Source organism: Acidovorax sp. SRI_002 (genome assembly GCF_057586455.1).
Genome location: NZ_JBYCZW010000001.1, coordinates 446903 through 466777, shown reverse-complemented (window position 1 = coordinate 466777; position 19875 = coordinate 446903). Strand labels below are relative to the sequence as shown.

The window sequence follows — 19875 nt, the reverse complement described above, 5'->3', positions numbered from 1 at the left end:
TCCTTGGTGCGGCTGCCATGGCACATGCCCATAACGCAGGTACCTTTGTCCAGGCTCTGCTCTGATACCGAATGCCAACGACCACCCGCCCCACGCCATGGCCCCACTGACGCAAAACGGTCGATACCGGCACTGGATGGCCGGGTTGGGCGTGGCTGTGCTCGGCGTGACGGTAAGCCTTTGGCTGGCCTGGCAGCAGGCCGACTCTGTGGCCCAGGTCGGGCGCGCGCGATTCATGCAGGAGGCGCGCGGGTTTGCCGATGCGCTGAGCCAGCGCATCGAAGGGCATACCGAAGTCGTCAACGGCCTGCGCGGCCTGTTCACGGCGAATCCCCACCTCACGCGCCTGGAGTTTGAGCGCGCGGCCAGCGACCTGGAGGTGGGCCAGCGCTACCCCGGTGTGCGCAACCTGTCGTTCACCCGCTGGGTGCCTGGCGCCGAGCGGGCCGCCTACGAAGCCCGCGTGCGTGCCGACACTTCGCTGACCTCCCAGGGCTACCCCAACTTCACCATCCGGCCGCCGGGCGAACGGGCGGAATACTTTGTGGCCGAATACCTGTGGCCCATGGCAGGCAACGAAGGTGTGCTGGGCTTTGACATTAGCAGCCAGCCCACCAACCTGGCCGCCATGCAGTACAGCCGGGACAGCGGCCACACCGTGGTCTCTGCCCCGTTTGATTTGCTGCAGGAAGAAACACACCGCCAAGGATTCGTGATCCGCGTGCCGGTTTTCGACTACACGGCGGGCACGCCGGAGCCTCGTTTTCTGGGGGCCGTGGCGTCCACCATCCGGGTGTATGACCTGGTGCAGGCGCTGGGCAGCCAGGGCCTGCTCAACGGGATCGTCGTGTCCATGGCCGACCATGGTTCGGTGCGGGCAGGCTCTGCCGACTCCACGGTGCGGCCCTTGCTGGCACAGTCATCGGCGGCATTGCCGGGCGCGCAGCCGTTTGTGCGCGACCTGCAGGTGCATGACCGGCGCTGGCGACTGACCTTCTACCCGGCGCGCTCGTTCCTGTCGCCCTCCGAGGCGCGGCTGCCTGTGCTGGTGGGGCTGGGCGGTGCGCTGGTCTCCTTGCTGCTGGCGTCTACCGTGGGCCTGCTGGTGCGCCAGCGCACGCTGGCCCTCGCACGGGCCCAGGTGTCTGAAGATGCCCGGCGCGAAAGCGAAGAGCGGTTTCATGCCCTGTTCAACCAGGCCAGCGTGGGCGTGGCGCTGCTGGACACCACCACCGGCCGATTTCTGCGCGCCAACCAGCGCTATTGCGACATCGTGGGCTACAGCCCTGACGAGATGGCTGCGCTCCATGTCCAGGCCCTCATCCATCCTGACGACCTGGAGGCCGACACGCAGCACCTGGAACGCCTCAAGAAAGGCGAAGTGCCCGAGTACCGGCTCGAAAAGCGCTACCTCCACAAGAGCGGGCACATCGTGTGGGTGGACCTCACGGTGTCGCCCATGTGGGTGCCCGGGGCCCGGCCTGACCACCACATCGCGGTGGTGCAGGACATCACGGCACGCAAGCGCATGGAAGACACCCTGCGCAGCAACGAGCACCGGCTGCGCGGCATCCTGGAACGCCTGCCCATGGGCCTGTGCCTGGTCCAGACCGACGGCCGCATCAGTTTTCGCAACGACCGCTACGTGCAGATCTGTGGCTACACGGCGCAAGACGTACCGGACGTGGAAACCTGGTGGCAGCGCGCTTACCCCGACGAATCTGAACGCACCGCTGTCCACGATGCCTGGCGCCAGGCCGCAAAGCAGGCCGTGGCGGGCGACGGGGTGATACCCGCCCGCGAGTACACCATTCGCTGTGCCGATGGCACACGGCGGCCCGTCGAGGTGTCGGGGGTGGTGGTGGAGGGCGGGCACCTTGTCACCATGCAGGACCTGAGTCAGCGCAAGGCGGCCGAGGAAGAGATCAACAACCTGGCCTACTACGACCCGCTCACCCGCTTGCCCAACCGCCGCCTGCTCATGGACCGGTTGCAGCAGGCGTTGGCCACCAGTGCCCGCCACCAGCGCAGCGGCGCCTTGCTGCTGCTGGATCTGGACAATTTCAAGACACTGAACGAAACCCGGGGCCACGACAGCGGCGACAACCTGCTGCTGCAGGTGGCCCACCGGCTGCGCAATTGCGTGCACGAGGACGACACCGTGGCCCGCCAGGGGGGCGACGAGTTTGTGGTGGTGCTGGAAGACCTGGGCGACAACCCTGAGGAGGCTGCGGCCCGCAGCGAAGAGGTGGGTCAGCGCATCCTGACCGCCCTGCGCGAGCCCTACGTGCTCAACGGCGCGGCGCACCACAGCTCGCTGAGCATGGGGGTCACCATTTTCAGCGGCATGCGCGAGACGGTGGACGAGCTGCTCAAACGGGCCGACCTGGCGCTCTACCAGGCCAAAAATGCGGGCCGCGACACCCTGCGCTTCTACGACCCCCAGATGCAGGCTGCTGTCAGCGCGCGCGCCGCGCTGGAGCTGGACATGCGCATCGGCCTGGCGCAGGGCCAGTTCGAGCTGTACTACCAGCCGCAGATCGACCGGGGCCGCATCACGGGGGCCGAGGCGCTGCTGCGCTGGCGCCATCCCCGCGACGGCTTTGTCTCGCCTGCGCATTTCATTCCGCTGGCGGAAGAGACCGGCCTCATCCTTCCGCTGGGTGAATGGGTGCTCCAGGCGGCCTGCGCGCAACTGGCCCGCTGGGCGCGGCACGCCGACCTGGCGGGTTTGGGGCTGGCCGTGAACGTGAGCCCGCGCCAGTTCCACCAGGCCGGTTTTGTGGCCCAGGTGCTGGCAGCACTGGCCAGCTCAGGCGCGCAGGGGCCGCAGCTCAAGCTGGAACTGACCGAAGGCCTGCTGCTGCAGGACGTGGAAGACACGATCGAGAAGATGGGCCAGCTCAAGGGCTATGGTGTGGGCTTCTCGCTGGACGACTTTGGTACCGGGTACTCGTCGCTGGCCTACCTCAAGCGCCTGCCGCTGGACCAGCTCAAGATCGACCAAAGTTTTGTGCGCGACGTGCTCACCGACCCCAACGACGCCGCTATCGCACGCACCGTGGTAGCCCTGGGCACCAGCCTGGGCCTGCGGGTGATTGCCGAAGGCGTGGAAACCGAGGCCCAGCGCGAGTTTCTGGAGCGCCACAACTGCCACGCCTGGCAGGGCTACCTCTTCAGCCCGCCCGTGCCCGTGGCCGAGTTTGAGGCACTGGTGCGCAAAACCAATGGGGTGGACCCGCAGGACCCGCAGGACCCGCAGGACCCGCAGGACACACACGACGCACACGACGCACACGACGCACACGGCGCGTAAACCAGGAACGCTGCCCCCATCCGGCCCCGGGCCTTGCTGGCACTGCTGCAGAATATCAATATTCATAGCGTGAAATCTTTGCTGGATAAGCGTTAGGGCCTGTTTTTTCCAAATTTTTCTGTCGCACCCTCGCTCTGGCGTCTGGGCATGCTGCCAAGGGCCCGTGGTCATCGGGCGGCGCGGTATCATTCCGCCCTTGCTGCGGCCTGCGTGTTCCGGCCCGGAACGTCCGTCTGGCGCCACTTTTTGCACCCCAGCCTTCTTCCTCTTTTTGCCCGCCCCCTGACCCGTGCGTCTCACCTCGATCAAGCTTTCCGGTTTCAAGTCGTTCGCTGAACCCACCAACTTCATGCTGCCCGGGCAACTGGTCGGCGTGGTGGGCCCGAACGGCTGCGGCAAGTCCAACATCATGGATGCGGTGCGCTGGGTGCTGGGCGAGAGCAAGGCCAGCGAGCTGCGTGGCGAGTCCATGCAGGACGTGATCTTCAGCGGCACCACCACCCGCAAGCAGGCCAGCCGCGCCAGTGTGGAGCTGGTCTTCGACAACTCCGACCACCGTGCGGGCGGGCAGTGGGGCCAGTACGGCGAGGTGGCCGTGCGCCGCGTGCTCACGCGCGACGGCACCAGCAGCTACTACCTCAACAACCAGCCCGTGCGCCGCCGCGACGTGCAGGACGTGTTCCTGGGTACGGGCCTGGGGCCCCGTGCCTACGCCATCATCGGCCAGGGCACCATCAGCCGCATCATCGAAAGCCGCCCTGAGGAACTGCGCCTGTTCCTCGAAGAGGCTGCGGGCGTCTCCAAATACAAGGAGCGTCGCCGCGAGACCGAAAACCGCCTGTCGGACACGCGCGAGAACCTCACGCGGGTTGAAGACATCCTGCGCGAGCTGAACGCCAACCTCGAAAAGCTCGAAAAGCAGGCCGAGGTGGCCGCCAAGTACAACACCCTGCAGGCCGACGCCACGCTCAAGCAGCACCAGCTGTGGTTTTTGAAGCGGGCCGAGGCCGAGGAGCAGCAGAACAAGGTGCGCCTCGATGGCCTGCAGGCCGTGAACGACCTGGAATCGCGCATGGCCGATCTGCGCGCGGTGGAGTCGGATCTCGAAACCATCCGCCAGGCCCACTACGCCGCTGGCGACCAGGTGAACCAGGCCCAGGGCAAGCTTTATGAAGCCACGGCCGAGGTCGGCAAGCTCGAAGCCGAGATCCGCTACGTGATAGAAGGCCGCCAGCGCGTGGAGCAGCGCCTGGTCACGCTGGCCGAGCAGATCGCCCAGTGGCAGGCCCGCAAGGAAGAGGCCGATATTGAGCTCGAAAACCTGGCCGGTGCCGGTGTGGACGCCGAAGAACGCGCCGAGATGCTGGCCGCCCAGGTGGAAGAGCAGGCCATGCAGCTGCCCGACCTGGAAGAGGCCCTGCGCCAGGCGCAAAGCCGCACGGCCGAGCAACGGACTGCCGTGGTGCAGGTCCAACAGCAGATTGGCGTGCTCGCTGCCGAGCAGCGCAGCTTTGACGAACAAAGCCGCCAGCTCGACGCCCGCTTTGAGCGCCTGCGCACCGACCGCAACGCGCTGGCCGCGCCCGACGAAGCCCGCCTGACCAACCTGCGCGAGCAGCTCGAAGAAGCGCAAGAGATCGCAGAAACGACCGAAGCCCGCCTGCACGAGCTGCAGGAGTCCGTACCCCAGCTCGACGACGACCGCCGCGCGCGCCAGCAGGCCGTCAACACCGAAAGCGCTCGCCAGGCCGACCTGTCAGCCCGCATGGAGGCCCTTAAGGCGCTGCAGGAAAAGGTCAAGACCGACGGCAAGCTGCGTCCCTGGCTTGCCAAACATGGGCTCGACGGCCTGCAAGGCCTGTGGAGCCGCATCCACATCGAGCCCGGCTGGGAAAACGCGCTGGAAGCTGCATTGCGCGAACGCCTGGCTGCCCTGGAAGTAGGGCGCCTGGACATGGTGCGCGGCTTCCTGGGCTCCGGCGGTAACGATGCTCCGCCCGCACGCCTGGCTTTCTACAGCGCCCCCGCTGCGGGCCACCCCGAAACATCGTCCCCCCACGCCCGCCTGTCGGACCTGCTGCGCCTGAACGATGCGGGCCTGCGTGCGGTGTTGGTGGACTGGCTGCAGGGGTGCTACACCGCTCCCACGCTGGACGACGCTTTGGCCCGCCGCAGCACGCTGCAGCCCGGGGAGGTAGTGTTTGTTCCTACCGGCCATGCTGTCAGCGCGCACAGCGTGAGCTTCTATGCGCAGGACTCCGAGCAGTCCGGCATGCTGGCTCGCGCGCAGGAAATAGAGCACCTCGAAAAAGAGCTGCGCGCGCAGGCCCTGATCGCGGAAGAATCGCGCACGGCCCTGGTCCGCGCAGAGGCTGCGTATGCCGATGCTTCCCAGCGCCTCGTGGCCGCACGCCGCGAAGCCACCGAAACACAAAGTCGTGCCCACGAGCTGCAAGTCGAAACCCTGCGCCTGACCCAGCTGGCCGAGCAGACCCGCGCACGCAGCCAGCAAATCGACGGCGATCTGGCCGAGGTGGAAGCCCAGCTGGCCGACCTGCAGGAGCGCCGCGTGGCCGCCGAGGCACGCTTTGAAGAACTGGACATGCAGCTGGCCGACAGCCAGGAGCGAGAGGCCCAATTGGGGGACAAGGTAATCGAAGCCGAGCGCAAGCTCACCGCTTGCCGCGAGCAGCAGCGCACGCTGGAGCGCCAGGCGCAGGAGGCCACCTTCTCGCAACGCAGCCTGGAGGCGCGCCGGGGCGAACTCAACCGCTCCATCGAAACCGCCACCCAGCAGGCCAAGGCCTTGGCCGACGAAGAGCAGCGCGCGCGCGATGAGCTTGCCCGCCTGTCGGATGCGGCTGCGCAAGGCGGCCTGCAGGCCGCGCTGGAAGTGAAGATGGAGCGCGAAAAGGCGCTCGCCGCCCAGCGCAGCGAATACGACGATCTGACGACCAAGCTGCGCGCCAGCGATGAACGCCGCATGCAGCTCGAACGTGCGCTCGACCCGCTGCGTGCGCGCATCACCGAATTCCAGCTCAAGGAGCAGGCCGCGCGCCTGGGCTTGGAGCAGTACACCACCTTGCTGACCGACGCCCAGGCCGACCTCGAAGCCGTGGCCCAGTCGATCACCGAAGGCAATGTGCGCGTGGGTGGCCTGCAAAGCGAAATCGACCGCCTGCACCGCGAGATTGCCGCCCTGGGCGCCGTGAACCTGGCAGCGCTGGACGAACTGAAGCTGGCCAGCGAACGCAAGATCTTCCTCGATGCGCAAACCGCCGACCTGACCGAGGCCATGAACACGCTGGAAGACGCGATCCGCAAGATCGATGGCGAAACACGCCAGCTGCTCTCAGGCACTTTCGATACGGTCAACGGCCACTTCGGGCGCATGTTCCCCGAGCTGTTTGGCGGCGGCCAGGCCAAGCTCATCATCACGGGCGACGAAATCCTCGATTCCGGCGTGCAGGTGATGGCCCAGCCCCCCGGCAAGAAGAACCAGACCATTCACCTGCTGTCGGGTGGCGAAAAGGCCCTCACGGCCATTGCGCTGGTGTTTGCCATCTTCCAGCTCAACCCCGCACCGTTCTGCCTGCTGGACGAGGTGGACGCGCCGCTGGACGACGCCAACACCGAGCGTTATGCCAAGCTCGTGTCCAGCATGAGCAAGGGCACGCAGTTTTTATTCATCAGCCACAACAAGATCGCGATGGAAATGGCCGAGCAACTGATCGGCGTGACCATGCAGGAGCAGGGCGTGTCGCGCATCGTGGCCGTCGATATGGAGTCGGCCCTCTCCATGGCAGACGCTTGAAACAACCCATCCAACCATGAGCACATTGCAACTGAGTCTGGCCATCATCGGCGGTCTGGTGCTGGCCCTCATCGTGGCCTACAACACCTGGACCTCGCGCCGCAATGCGCCCAAGCGCGCGCTGCCGCAAGAGCCGGTGGATCCCGCGGGCGAGCCGACCCAGCGCCAGGAGCCCGGCTTCGATGCGGGGGCTGCCGTGGCCGTACCGCCGGGTGAGTTTCACGGCCTCGACCGGGGCCCCGATCCCTCGGAGCACGCGGTGGATGCTGATGAGGCCCTGCAGCTGCCCGTGCCACCGTTTTCGCTGGAGCGCCGCCCCGGGCTCGATCCGCTCATCGATGTCATTGCATCGCTGCAGCCCGAGCATGTGGTGTCGGGCGATGCTGCTCTGGCCGCGCTGCCGCCGACCCGCCGCGCAGGCAGCAAGCCGTTCGCCATCGAAGGCCTCAACGAAGCGAACCAGCAGTGGGAAACCCCTGCACCGGGCCAGCGCTACCAGAGCTTCCAGGCCGGCGTGCAGCTGGCCAACCGCATGGGCGCGCTCAACGAGATCGAGTTTTCCGAGTTCGTCGTCAAGGCCCAGGCGTTTGCCGACGCGATCAATGCCGCCCCCGACTTCCCCGACATGCTGCAGGAAGTGGCCCGCGCGCGTGAGCTGGACCAGTTCGCCAGCGACCACGACGCCCAGCTCATGTTCATGCTGCGCGCCCGCCAGGCCGCCTGGAGCCCCGGCTACGTGCAGCAGAACGCCGCCCGCCTGGGCTTTGTGCCCGGTGCCATGCCCGGCCGCCTGGTGCTGCCTGCCAGCGCACAGGGCTTGCCGCCCCTGCTCACGCTGGGCTACGACACCCAGGCTGCGCTGGCCGAAGACCCCGACCAGTCCGCCATCCGTGACATCACTCTGAGCCTGGACGTGGCGCAAGTCCACCGTACCGAACAACCCTTTGCACGCCTGCGCGACGTAGGGGCCGCGCTGTGCGACGCGATGGATGGGGTGCTCTGCGACCAGAACGGCCAGCCGCTGCCCGCGATGGCCATGGACCCGATTGCTGCGGACCTGGAGCTGCTGTACGACCAGCTCGATGGACGGGATCTGTCGGCCGGGTCGGTGCTGGCGCGACGACTGTTCAGCTAGTGCAGCGCATGAGTGCAATGCAGGTCCGTCTGGCAACCGAAGCTGACCACGGCGCCGTCAAAGCTCTGTACAGAGAACTGCGGCCTCAGGACCCCGAGGTGGACAGTGATGCGTCCTTGGCGCATTTTCGTGTCGTGTTGCAGTCTCCGCAGGCGCGCCTCGTCGTTGCGCTTTGCGAAGGCGAAGTCGGTGCCACCTGCATGCTGGCTTCGATCCCCAATTTCGCGAGTGCAGGAATGCCCATCGGTGTCATTGAGCACGTGATTACGGGCGAGCGCTTTCGTCGCCGGGGGCTGGCACTTGCTGCTCTGGAGTTCGCTCTGGATGCGGCTTGGACAATGAATTGCTGCAAGGTATTTCTTCTCTCGGGTGCTCAGCGCGAGCAAGCGCACCGACTCTATGAATCTGCCGGCTTTGTTGGCAACCAGGAATTGGGCTTCGTCCAGAAGAACCCCAGGGCGGTCCGCCATGACTGAGCAATCTGATCTTTTTTCGGCTCCAGCGCCCGCAGATCAAGCGCAACCAGCTATCAAAATCAAAGCACTGCGTGACCAGCTCAACCACTGGGCGCACCAGTACTACGTGCTGGACGAACCCACGGTGCCCGATGCCGAATACGACCGTGTGTTCCGCGAGTTGCAGGCGCTGGAGGCCGCGCACCCCGACCTCGTCACCCCCGATTCGCCCACGCAGCGCGTGATTGGTGCGGTGATGGAGGGCTTGGCATCGGTGCGCCACGCGGTGCCCATGCTCAGCATCCACACCGAAACCGACACCGAGGCCACCGGCGCGCAGGCGTTTGATGCCCGCGTGCGGCGCGAGCTGGGCCTGTCGGAATCGGACCCTGCCATCGAATACGTGGCCGAGCCCAAGTTTGACGGCCTGGCCATGAGCCTGCGCTATGAAAACGGCCGCCTGGTGCAGGCCGCTACGCGCGGTGATGGCGAGGTGGGCGAGGACGTGACGCACAACATCCGCACGATCCGGCAGATACCCCTCACGCTGCCTGGCGGTGTACCGCCGCTGCTCGAAGTACGTGGCGAGGTCTACATGCGCCGTGCAGACTTTGATGCTCTCAACGAGCGCCAGCGTGAGCAGGGCGGTAAGACCTTTGTGAACCCACGCAACGCCGCAGCGGGTGCGGTACGCCAGCTCGACTCCGGCATCACCGCCCAGCGCCCCTTGAGCTTTTTTGCCTATGGCCTGGGCGCCATCACGCCGCCCGGCGATGGCGGGCCGGTGTTCCGCACGCACTACGAGATGCTGCAGACGCTGAAGTCCTGGGGTTTTCCAGTTGCAGCGCAGGTGCAGATTGCGGTAGGCGCTACTGAATTGGTAGCATTTCACCAGCAGGTGGGAGCCAGCCGTGATGCGCTGCCTTACGACATCGACGGTGTGGTCTACAAGGTCAATTCACTGCAGCTGCAGCGCGACCTGGGATTCAAGACCCGCGAGCCGCGCTGGGCCGTGGCGCACAAGTACCCGGCGCAGGAGATGGCCACCAAGGTCGAGGGCATCGACGTGCAGGTGGGGCGTACGGGCAAGATCACGCCGGTAGCGCGTCTTACTCCTGTGTTTGTCGGTGGGGTTACCGTCACCAATGCCACGCTGCACAACCTGTTCGAGATTCGCAAAAAAGGCGTGCGGGTGGGCGATCAGGTGATCGTGCGCCGAGCCGGTGATGTGATTCCCGAAGTCGTGGGAGTCATGCCCCCACTCACCGATGCAACGGAAGTCATTTCTGTTGATGGTGTCCCTATCAAGCAACGTCACGGAAATCCTCCTCGCGAGGTATACGTCCCCAACTTTCGCATGCCCAAGGTCTGCCCCGTGTGCGGTAGCGATGTGGTCCGCGAAAAGGGTGAAGCCAACCACCGCTGCACGGGTGGCCTGTTCTGCGCCGCGCAGCGCAAGGAGGCCATACTGCACTTTGCCGCGCGCCGCGCCATGGACATCGAGGGCCTGGGCGACAAGCTGGTGGACCAGCTGGTGGACGCCAACGTGATCCGTACGCTGCCCGACCTGTACCGGCTGGGCCTCACGTCGCTCATCGCGCTGGAGCGCATGGCCGAGAAGTCGGCCCAGAACGTGCTGGCTGCGCTCGAAAAATCCAAGCAGACCACCTTGCCGCGCTTCCTGTTCGGTCTGGGGCTGCGCCATGTGGGCGAGGCCACGGCCAAGGACCTCGCTCGGCACTTTGGCACGCTGGACGCCATCATGGATGCGAGCGTGGAGCAGTTGCTGGAGGTGAACGATGTGGGCCCCGTGGTGGCACAGAGCCTGCACACCTTCTTCCAGCAGCCGCACAACCGTGAGGTGGTCGAGCAACTGCGCGCCTGCGGCGTGACCTGGCCCGAAGGCCCGGTGGCCGAGCGTGCCCCGCAGATCCTGGCGGGTAAAACCGTGGTGCTGACCGGCACCTTGCCCACCCTGAGCCGCGACGCGGCCAAGGACATGCTGGAAGCCGCTGGCGCCAAGGTGGCCGGTTCGGTCAGCAAGAAGACCAGCTACGTGGTAGCGGGCGCCGAGGCCGGCAGCAAATTGGCCAAGGCCGAAGAGCTTGGCGTGCCCGTGCTGGACGAAGCCGGCATGCTGGCCCTGCTGTCGGGCACAGGCGCCTGAGGCAATCTCCCCTTTCTCTGAGTTTTTGATGCGCACATTGCTGCTTTCCTTTCAGGCCCGCGCGGCGGCCCTGTTCCGCTGGCTGGCCGGCCTGTTCGCCTGGATGCCTCGCCCGCTGCGCCGCGCGCTGATGTGGGGAGCCCTGGCGGTGCCTGCCGCCGTGCTGGTCTACACGCTGGTGCTGATCCCGTTCACCCCCTCCATCAGTGACATCCGCAAGGCCAAAAGCGAGCTGCCCGCGCAGCTCATGTCGGTGGACGGCAAGCTGCTGGCCGAATACCGCTGGGCCAACCGCGAATGGGTGGAGTTGAGCCAGATATCGCCCAACGTGGTGAACGCCCTCATCGCCACCGAAGACCACCGTTTTTACGACCACTTTGGTCTGGACTGGCGGCGCACGGCATCGTCGGTGGTGCACACGCTGCGCGGGGACCCTCAGGGTGGCTCCACCATCACGCAGCAGCTGGCACGCAACCTGTTTCCGGAGGAGATCGGGCGCTCGCGCGTGTTCCCACAGGCCCTCACGCGCAAGCTCAAGGAGGCGATCACCGCGCTCAAGATCGAGGCGTCGTACACCAAGGACGAGATCCTGGAGACTTACCTCAACACCGTGCCGTTCCTCTACAACGCTTACGGTATCGAGATGGCCGCGCGCACGTATTTCGACAAGTCGGCCGACAAGCTCAACGTGCTGGAAAGCGCAACGCTGATCGGCATGCTCAAGGGCACGGCCTACTACAACCCCGTGCTCAACCCCGAGCGTGCCCAGGCACGGCGCAACACCGTGCTGTCGCAAATGGTCAAGCGCGGCAAGCTCGAAGAAAAGCAGCTGGAGGCCCTGCAAAAACGCCCGCTGCGCGTCAATTTCGAGCGTCAGACCGAGGTCATGGGCCCCGCGCCCCACTTTGCGATGCAGTTGCGCAAGCAGCTCATCGAGTGGGCCGACAGCCATGGCTACAACCTGTATGCCGATGGCCTGGTGATCCGCACCACCATCGACTCGCGCCTGCAGGCCATTGCCAACCAGGCCGTGGCGCGCCAGGGGCGCCAGCTGCAGGGCGTGGCCGACACCGCCTGGTCCCAGCGCAATGGCTGGGGCCCGAAGAGCGAGCTGGTGCAGACGCTGGTGCGCGAAAGCCCCGAATACCGCAACGCCGTGGACAAGGGCCAGACCCCGGAAGAGGCCTTGCAGGCGCTGCTGGATGACACCGCCTTCCTGCAGAAACTGCGCGCCGAGAAGACGCGCGTGCAGGCCGGTTTTCTGGCGCAGGACCCGGTCACCGGCCATGTGCTGGCGTGGGTGGGCAGCCGCGACTTTGCGCAAGACCCGTTCGACCATGTGCAGGCGGCGCGGCGCCAGCCCGGCTCCACGTTCAAGCCCTTTGTGTATGGCGCGGCGTTTGCCAGTGGCGCGTCGCCCAGCGACACGCTGATGGACGGGCCCGTAGAAATCCCCCTGGGCGGAGGCCGCGTCTGGCGCCCCACCGATGGCGGCCCGCCCAGCGACCAGCCCATGACGCTGGCCGATGGTCTGGCGTTTTCCAAGAACACCATCACCGCACAGGTCATGCAGCAGGTGGGCCCGGCCCGCGTGGCCGAGGTGGCCCGGGCCCTGGGGGTGCGCCAGTCGCCGCTGGAAGAGGTGCCATCTCTGGCGCTCGGCACCAGCCCGGTCACCCTGAAGGAAATGGTGACGGCCTACAGCTCCATCGCCAATCTGGGCCGCTATGTGGAGCCCGTGCTGATTACCCGCATCGAGGACCGCCACGGCAAGGTGCTGGAGACTTTTGCGCCGTCTGCCCCTGAAACGGTTTTCGAGCCACGCGCCGCGCAGACCTTGCGCAATACCATGCGCGGCGCCATCGACCGGGGCACGGCCACCGCAATCCGCACCCGCTATGGCATCCAGGCCGATGTGGCGGGCAAGACCGGCACCACGCAGGACAACACCGACGGCTGGTTCATCCTCATGCACGCGCGCGTTGTGGCGGGTGCCTGGGCGGGTTTCAACGACGGCCGCATCACGCTGCGCAGCGATGCTTGGGGGCAAGGGGCGCGCAGCGCGTTGCCCATGGTGGGCGAGTTCATGCAGCAGGCCATTCGCACCAGGGCGATCAACGGGAATGACCGCTTTGTAGACGAGTTTGTGGATACCCCCCCGCCACCGGCGGATGGATCACTGGGCGCGATGCGGGAATGGATCCGGGGCCTGTTCGGAGGGGATGCGCAATCCCCCTCTGCACCGGCCCCCTGGCCCGGCACTCCGCCACGGCCCAGCGGTGATGGGCTGCCACCGGTCACCACGGACCCTGCTGGTTCGTCCCGGCCGCCTGTGCCAGCCGAGGAGCGGGTGGGCGGGTAGGTGCGAAGCGGCGGGGTGGGCCTGCGCACCCCAAGCCACCGAAGCGTTGCACAACGCTGCCAACTTTGACGTTGTAGGACGGCGTCGCCAGTCACTCCATGGTGCGGCTGGCGCCTGGCTTATGCGCGTAAACGAACAGACCTTTCATGGTGGGGCCCGCACATTGGCCCATGCAGTCGTTGTTGGACTGCATGCAACGCCAAAGGACTCACCATGAAAACGATTACCACCACCTTGCTTGTGCTGGCCACCCTCACCCTCGGCGCCTGCACCGGCCCCATGGGCCCCCCGGGAGCGCAGGGCAATACCGGCAATACGGGATATACCGGCAAGACCGGTGACACCGGCTATACCGGAGCCACCGGAGCCACGGGCAACCAGGGAAACACGGGTTACACAGGGGCTACGGGCAGCATGGGGTCCACCGGGGCCACAGGCGGCCAGGGCAGCACGGGTGCTACCGGCATGCAAGGCGCCACGGGCTACCAGGGGGATACAGGTGCCACGGGTGCCAAGGGCAACACCGGCAACACTGGTAGCAAGGGCAACACCGGTAATACCGGAACCTCGGGCGACGGCAGTACCGTCATCGTCATACCCGCCAAGCCGTGACACGGCGCGCTCGGCGGCTGACGGCCCGCGACCGGCGATGCGTCGGACGGGCGGAGGTCAGACCACTGTGCCAGGCCACACAATGGCCTGCGCCACGATCACGTTCTGGCCGTTGAACGTGGCGGCGGGGGATCCGTACAACCGGTAGCCCAGTGCCAGCGCGTCGCTGACACGGCGGCAAAAGCTGGCGTCATCAGGGCCTGTGAGCAAGCGGTAGGCTGTCAGGCCATCGGGAGGTGTGCTGGCCGGGGCAGGGGACGTGGAGGTGGTAGTGGCAGTCATCCCACGGCCTATTCGATGTCAATGAAGTGCATACCCATGGCGCCCGCCTTGCGGTCGGCAAAGTAGCATTCCAGGGTTTCCTTCACGGTGCGGAAGGCCAGCTCGTCCCAGGGCACCTCGTCTTCGGCAAACAGACGCGCCTCGATGGTCTCGTAGCCGGGGTTGAACTGGTCGCTCAGCAGCGTGGCGCGATAAAACAGGTGTACCTGGCCCACACGGCGCACATTCAGCAGGCTGAACAGTGGGCCCATTTCAATCTGGGCGCCAGCCTCTTCGTCTGTTTCTCGCGCGGCGCCCTGGGCCGTGGTTTCGTCCAGCTCCATGAAGCCTGCGGGCAGGGTCCACTTGCCCCAGCGGGGTTCGATATTGCGCTTGCACAGCAGGATGCGGCCATCGGGCAGTGCGGGCACCGTGCCCACCACGTTGAGCGGGTTCTCGTAGTGCACCGTGTTGCAGACGGGGCACACCGCGCGCTGTTTGGTGTCGCCGTCGTCCGGCAGGCGGTAGACCACGGCGGTGCCACAGGCGCGGCAGTGTTTGATGGGGCTGCGGAAGGTCATCGGAGGATTTTTCGAATCAAATCGGCTGCCAGCGCTTGTTCTATAAGCGCAAGCAGCTATGAAAAGCATAGTGCAGGGGCTGTGCGTCCAGACTGGGGCCCCGCGGCGCCCCGGCCAGGGCGTTACACCACGCTCAAGCGCAGCGTGCCCAGGCCTACGACACCACCCTCCAGCACATCGCCGCGCTCCACGGCGCCCACGCCTTCGGGGGTACCGGTGTAGATTAGGTCGCCGGGCTGCAGCTCCCACGCGGCCGATAGGTGTTCGATGGTTTCGGCAATGTTCCAGATCAGCTGGGTGACGGTGCTGCGCTGGCGGTCGGCGCCGTTGACCTGCAGCCAGATGGGCGCGTTGGCCACGTCGCCAGCCTGGGCAGCCGGGGTGATGGGGCCAATGGGCGCGCTGGCATCAAAGCCCTTGCCGATGCACCAGGGGCGGCCCTGTTTTTTCATGTCGTTCTGCAGGTCGCGGCGTGTCATGTCCAGGCCCACGGCATAGCCATAGATGTGTGCCAATGCGTCGGCGGCCTTGATGTTTTTGCCACCCTTGCCGATGGCCACGACCAGTTCGATCTCGTGGTGCAGGTTGGCGGTGAGGCTGGGGTAGGGCAGCTGGCCCGTTTCGCCCGCGTTGACCACCACGATGGCATCGGCGGGCTTCATGAAGAAGAAGGGTGGCTCGCGGCCGGTGAAGCCCATTTCCTTGGCATGCTCTTCATAGTTGCGGCCCACGCAATAAATGCGGTGTACGGGAAAGCGGTCGCCGCTGCCCACCACGGGCACGCTGGCCACGGTGGCGGGAGAAAACACGTAGCTCATGTCAGCCTCTCGAATTTCTGGGTTCAATGGAAATGAATGGTTGCCGGACGGCGCGGATGCCAGGGCAAGGACTGTGTCGCAAAAACCCCGGGGTGGACCCTGCGCGCCCTCGGTGTGGCAGTGTGCCATGGGCGCGGGCCGCCTGCTGGGGGGCGCTACACTCGCGCCCATGGCAAAGAGCTTCGATTTCCACAACACGCCAGGCCACCTGGTGCGCCGTGCCCACCAGCGAACCGTGGCGCTTTTCATGGAAGAGACTGCGGGGTTTGACGTGACGCCGGTGCAGTTCGCCATCCTGCACGAGCTGCTGGCGCGGCCCGGTGAAGACCAGGTCACGCTGGCGTCCCGCGTGGCGTTCGACGCTGCCACATCGGGCTCGGTAATTGGGCGGCTCGAAAAACGCGGCTGGATCCGCCGCGAGCCCGACACCCGCGACCGCCGCCGCAAACTGCTGTGGATCACCCCCGAGGGCGAGGTGGCCGCGCTGCAGATGCGTGATGCCGCCCAGCGTGTGCAGGAGCGGCTGATGGCGCCACTCAACGCGCAGGAGCGCGTCGATCTGATGGCCATCCTGTCCAAGGTTGTCTACAACCATCAGGACCCGGCAGGGGCCTCGGGCGCCTGACGGACCCGGGCGGCCCCGAGGCTTGCCCATTCAGCGCCCGCGGTAGTGTGGGGCCCCACTGTCACGCTTTGAAACGTCCCCTTTCACAACGTATTTTCTGCATGCAGCTCTACAACTACTTCCGTTCCTCCGCCTCGTTCCGTGTGCGCATCGTGCTGCAGATCAAGGGCTTGCCTTACGACTACATCCCCGTGCACCTCGTCAAGGGTGAGCACCAGGCCCCGGCGTACGCCAGCCGCATCGGCGATGCGCTGGTACCCACGCTCGTGACCGATGACGGAGCGGCGCTGTCCCAGTCGATGGCCATCATCGAATACCTGGAGGAAACCCACCCTACGCCCGCGCTGCTGCCTGCCACGCCCCTGGCGCGGGCGCACGTGCGTGCGCTGGCGCAGATGGTGGCGTGCGAAATCCATCCCATCAACAACCTGCGCGTTCTCAAGTACCTGGTGCGCGAGCTGAAGGTGGACGAGGGGGCCAAGAACGCGTGGTACCACCACTGGGTGCGCAGCGGGCTGGAGGCCTTTGAGCGCCAGCTGGCACTGTTGGCGCAAGAGCGCGAAACCCAGGGCCTGCCTCCCTCCGTGCTGTGCTGGGGCGACACCCCCACGCTGGCCGACTGCTGCCTGGTGCCGCAAATCTTCAACGGCCAGCGTTTCAACGTGGACCTCGGTGGCCTGCCACTCACGATGGGGGCATTCGACGCCTGCATGGCGTTGCCCGCCTTCCAGAAGGCCCAGCCTTCCGCCTGCCCGGACCACGAAGCTTGACCCCGCACGAAGGCCCTCTGGCGGCGGCCGACTGTCTGGTGCCCGACTGGCCCGCGCCCGGGGGTGTGTTTGCACTGTGCACCACACGCACGGGGGGCGTGAGCCTGCCACCCTATGACAGCCTGAATCTGGGGACCCACGTGGGCGATGACCTGGCCGCTGTGCACACCAACCGCATGCGGCTGCAATCCACGGTCGGTGCGGTGGTGAATGGCACACGGGCGGTGTTTCTGAACCAAGTACACGGCGATGGCGTGGTGCACCTGGACAGCAGCACACCCGATGGCATCGACGCCGATGCCTGCGTGGCCACCGCGCCCGGTGTGGCCTGCACCATCATGGTGGCGGACTGCCTGCCGGTGCTGCTCGCACACCGTTCAGGCCGTGTGGTGGCGGCGGCGCATGCAGGCTGGCGCGGGCTGGCCGGAGTGGGCGGGCAGGGAGTACTGGAATCGGTTTTCAAGCGTTTTGAGGCCCTGGCGCTGGATGGAAAAGCGCTAAATGCTATCAAAATAGAAGCAAACGATCCTGCCCAAACGTTCGCCCAGGACACCCTGGTCTGGCTGGGTCCCTGTATTGGCCCGCAGGCCTTTGAAGTGGGGGCCGAGGTGCGCGCGGCATTTTGCGAGGCGAACCCGGCTTCAGAGGCGTGTTTTGTGCCCAGCGGCAGAGCCAAAGGCAAATACCTGTGCGACCTGGCTGGACTGGCTCGACTGCGGCTGCAGGCGCTGGGGATCACCCACATCCACGGCAACGATGGCACATCGCCTTGGTGCACCGTAACCAACGCTTCACGGTTCTTTTCGCACCGCCGCGACAGTGGGGCCCTCGGCGCTAGCGGGCGCTTCGCCGCCTGCATCTGGCGCAGCTGAGCCCGTGGCAGTGGCTGCGGCTTGCTCCGCATCGTAGGCCGCCTGCTCTGCGGCCTCGCGTGCCTTGATTGCCCGCTTGCGCGAAGGAGTGCCAAGGATGTACACCAGAATGCCCATGGGCAGCATGCCATACAGCGCAAAGGTGATCACGGCGCCGAGCACGGTGCCGTTGGGGCTGGTGGCTTCGGCCACCGCCATCATGAGGGTGACGTAGGTCCAGGCGATGACGATGAGGTACATTGGTTTGTGTTCAGTGCAAGCGTTGAATCCGTTGCCATGTGCAAAGGGCTCGGCAACAATGAACCCGAGAGATAAAAAACCAGAAGCTTTGCCGCTGCGAGCGACCAATCACTGAGGAAAGAGCATGAATTCTGAATCACCCTGGGCCGAGAGCGCCGAGCAGTTCCAGAAGATTTTCGGGCAAAGCTGGTCGCAGGCGCTGCAGTCGTTCCAGAAGCTGGACATGGGCACCCAGGTTCCTGCAGCACCACCCCTGAAATTTTCGCCCACCAAACTGCAGTCCCTGCAGCAGCAGTACCTGAAAGACGCGCAGGAACTCTGGGCCCAGGGCCTGCAGGGAACCCCCGAAGTCAAGGACCGCCGCTTCTCCGGCGAGGGCTGGGCGAGCAACCCCGTTGCTGCGTTCTCAGCCGCAGCCTACCTGCTCAATGCCCGCACCCTCATGGGGCTGGCCGACGCGGTGGAGGCCGACGAAAAGACCAAGGCACGCATCCGCTTTGGCGTGGAGCAGTGGATGGCTGCCATGGCACCCAGCAACTTCCTGGCCTTCAACGCCGAAGCACAGAAAAAAGCCATCGAGACCAAGGGCGAGAGCATTGCCAAAGGCATGCAGAACCTGCTGCACGACATCACACAGGGCCATGTGTCGATGACCGACGAAAGCCTGTTCGAGGTGGGGCGCAACGTGGCCACTACCGAAGGCGCGGTGGTGTTTGAGAACGAGTTGTTCCAGTTGCTCGAATACAAGCCGCTGACCGCCAAGGTGTACGAGCGGCCCTTCCTGCTCGTGCCGCCGTGCATCAACAAGTTCTACATCCTCGACCTGCAGCCCGAGAACTCGCTGATCCGCTACGCCGTTGAGCAAGGCCACCGGACCTTTGTGGTCAGCTGGCGCAACCCTGACGACAGCCTCGCCCACAAGACCTGGGACGATTACGTGGAAGACGGCGCCATGGCCGCCATCGACGTGGTACAAAACATCACTGGCGCCGACCAGATCAACGCGCTGGGTTTTTGCGTGGGCGGCACCATCCTGAGCAATGCGCTGGCCGTGCTGGCAGCACGCGGCGATGAGCCCGTGGCCAGCGCCACTTTCCTCACCACGCTGATCGACTTCACCGACACCGGCATCCTCGATGTGTTCATCGACGAGGCTTTCGTGAAGTTCCGCGAGATGCAGATGGGCAAGGGGGGCCTCATGAAGGGGCAGGACCTGGCCTCGACCTTCAGTTTTCTGCGCCCCAATGACCTCGTGTGGAACTACGTGGTGGGCAACTACCTCAAGGGCGAAACGCCGCCCCCGTTCGACCTGCTGTACTGGAACAGCGACAGCACCAACCTGCCAGGCCCGTTTTACGCTTGGTACCTGCGCAATTTCTACCTTGAAAACAACCTCGTCCAACCGGGCAAGCTCACCGTGTGTGGAGAGAAGATGGATTTGGGCAACCTCGACCTGCCCGTGTACATCTACGGCTCGCGCGAAGACCACATCGTGCCCATCAACGCCGCCTATGCGTCCACCCAGGTGCTACCCGGCAAGAAGCGCTTTGTGATGGGTGCCTCGGGCCACATTGCGGGCGTCATCAACCCGCCCGCCAAAGGCAAGCGCAGCCACTGGATCCGCGCCGACGGCAAGCTGCCCGCCACGCTCGACCAATGGCTGGACGGCGCTACCGAGCACCCCGGCAGCTGGTGGACCGACTGGGCCGGCTGGCTCAAAGGCCATGCAGGCAAGCAGATTGCAGCGCCCAAGAGCTATGGCAAGGGCACCAAGTTCAAGGCCATCGAGCCCGCACCTGGCAGCTACGTGAAGCAGAAAGCCTGATACGCAAAAGTCCTGACTTTCA

General features: G+C 65.6%; 15 protein-coding genes. 11 read left to right on the top strand and 4 right to left on the bottom strand.

Annotated elements, in window-relative coordinates:
* The first annotated feature begins 97 nt into the window (after positions 1–97).
* The 7 genes from AC2YJX_RS02035 (at position 98) to AC2YJX_RS02005 (ending at position 13861) form a co-directional block, all read left to right on the top strand.
* Complete coding sequence (locus AC2YJX_RS02035; RefSeq protein WP_487255142.1) at positions 98–3316, top strand: bifunctional diguanylate cyclase/phosphodiesterase; 3219 nt, start codon at positions 98–100, stop codon at positions 3314–3316.
* 289 nt (positions 3317–3605) lie between these two features.
* On the top strand, positions 3606–7130 hold the full coding sequence (gene smc, locus AC2YJX_RS02030; RefSeq protein WP_487255141.1) for a chromosome segregation protein SMC: 3525 nt from the start codon (positions 3606–3608) through the stop codon (positions 7128–7130).
* A gap of 16 nt (positions 7131–7146) precedes the next feature.
* Positions 7147–8265, top strand: coding sequence for a cell division protein FtsZ (locus tag AC2YJX_RS02025; protein ID WP_121420236.1), 1119 nt, complete (start codon positions 7147–7149; stop codon positions 8263–8265).
* Between the two features lie 8 nt (positions 8266–8273).
* Positions 8274–8741, top strand: coding sequence for a GNAT family N-acetyltransferase (locus tag AC2YJX_RS02020; protein ID WP_121420235.1), 468 nt, complete (start codon positions 8274–8276; stop codon positions 8739–8741).
* On the top strand, positions 8734–10887 hold the full coding sequence (gene ligA, locus AC2YJX_RS02015) for an NAD-dependent DNA ligase LigA (protein WP_487255140.1): 2154 nt from the start codon (positions 8734–8736) through the stop codon (positions 10885–10887). The genes AC2YJX_RS02020 and ligA overlap by 8 nt, the downstream gene beginning before the upstream one ends.
* 28 nt (positions 10888–10915) lie before the next feature.
* Positions 10916–13249 carry a penicillin-binding protein 1A gene (locus AC2YJX_RS02010; protein ID WP_487255139.1) on the top strand — a complete coding sequence of 778 codons (2334 nt, stop codon included), beginning with the start codon at positions 10916–10918 and terminating at the stop codon, positions 13247–13249.
* Between the two features lie 213 nt (positions 13250–13462).
* A complete protein-coding gene (locus tag AC2YJX_RS02005; protein ID WP_055397836.1) occupies positions 13463–13861 on the top strand; it encodes a collagen-like domain-containing protein in 399 nt (132 codons plus the stop codon).
* 57 nt (positions 13862–13918) lie between these two features.
* On the opposite strand, the gene AC2YJX_RS02000 is transcribed toward AC2YJX_RS02005, so the two are convergent.
* The 3 genes from AC2YJX_RS02000 to AC2YJX_RS01990 form a co-directional block, all read right to left on the bottom strand.
* Entirely contained in the window at positions 13919–14143 is a 225-nt protein-coding gene (locus tag AC2YJX_RS02000; RefSeq protein WP_487255138.1) for a DUF1737 domain-containing protein, read from the bottom strand.
* Between the two features lie 8 nt (positions 14144–14151).
* On the bottom strand, positions 14152–14703 hold the full coding sequence (locus tag AC2YJX_RS01995) for an NUDIX hydrolase (protein WP_055397838.1): 552 nt from the start codon (positions 14701–14703) through the stop codon (positions 14152–14154).
* 122 nt (positions 14704–14825) lie between these two features.
* On the bottom strand, positions 14826–15521 hold the full coding sequence (locus AC2YJX_RS01990) for a fumarylacetoacetate hydrolase family protein (protein ID WP_487255137.1): 696 nt from the start codon (positions 15519–15521) through the stop codon (positions 14826–14828).
* Positions 15522–15690: 169 nt separating this feature from the next.
* Here AC2YJX_RS01990 and AC2YJX_RS01985 point away from each other — a divergent pair, with 169 nt between their 5' ends.
* The 3 genes from AC2YJX_RS01985 (at position 15691) to AC2YJX_RS01975 (ending at position 17788) form a co-directional block, all read left to right on the top strand.
* The gene (locus tag AC2YJX_RS01985) at positions 15691–16146 is read left to right on the top strand and encodes a MarR family winged helix-turn-helix transcriptional regulator (protein ID WP_055397946.1); all 456 of its coding nucleotides are present in this window, start codon (positions 15691–15693) and stop codon (positions 16144–16146) included.
* 101 nt (positions 16147–16247) lie between these two features.
* The gene (gene maiA / locus AC2YJX_RS01980; RefSeq protein WP_436129237.1) at positions 16248–16916 is read left to right on the top strand and encodes a maleylacetoacetate isomerase; all 669 of its coding nucleotides are present in this window, start codon (positions 16248–16250) and stop codon (positions 16914–16916) included.
* A complete protein-coding gene (locus tag AC2YJX_RS01975; RefSeq protein WP_436129238.1) occupies positions 16913–17788 on the top strand; it encodes a purine nucleoside phosphorylase YfiH/LACC1 family protein in 876 nt (291 codons plus the stop codon). Before maiA ends, AC2YJX_RS01975 begins: the two co-directional genes overlap by 4 nt.
* Here the strand turns inward: AC2YJX_RS01975 and AC2YJX_RS01970 are convergent.
* Positions 17708–18028, bottom strand: a complete 321-nt coding sequence (locus AC2YJX_RS01970) for a hypothetical protein (RefSeq protein ID WP_436129239.1) — start codon at positions 18026–18028, stop codon at positions 17708–17710. The genes AC2YJX_RS01975 and AC2YJX_RS01970 overlap by 81 nt on opposite strands.
* 124 nt (positions 18029–18152) lie before the next feature.
* Between AC2YJX_RS01970 and AC2YJX_RS01965 the strand changes: the two genes are divergently transcribed.
* Positions 18153–19853, top strand: a complete 1701-nt coding sequence (locus AC2YJX_RS01965; RefSeq protein ID WP_487255136.1) for a PHA/PHB synthase family protein — start codon at positions 18153–18155, stop codon at positions 19851–19853.
* Positions 19854–19875: the final 22 nt, after the last annotated feature.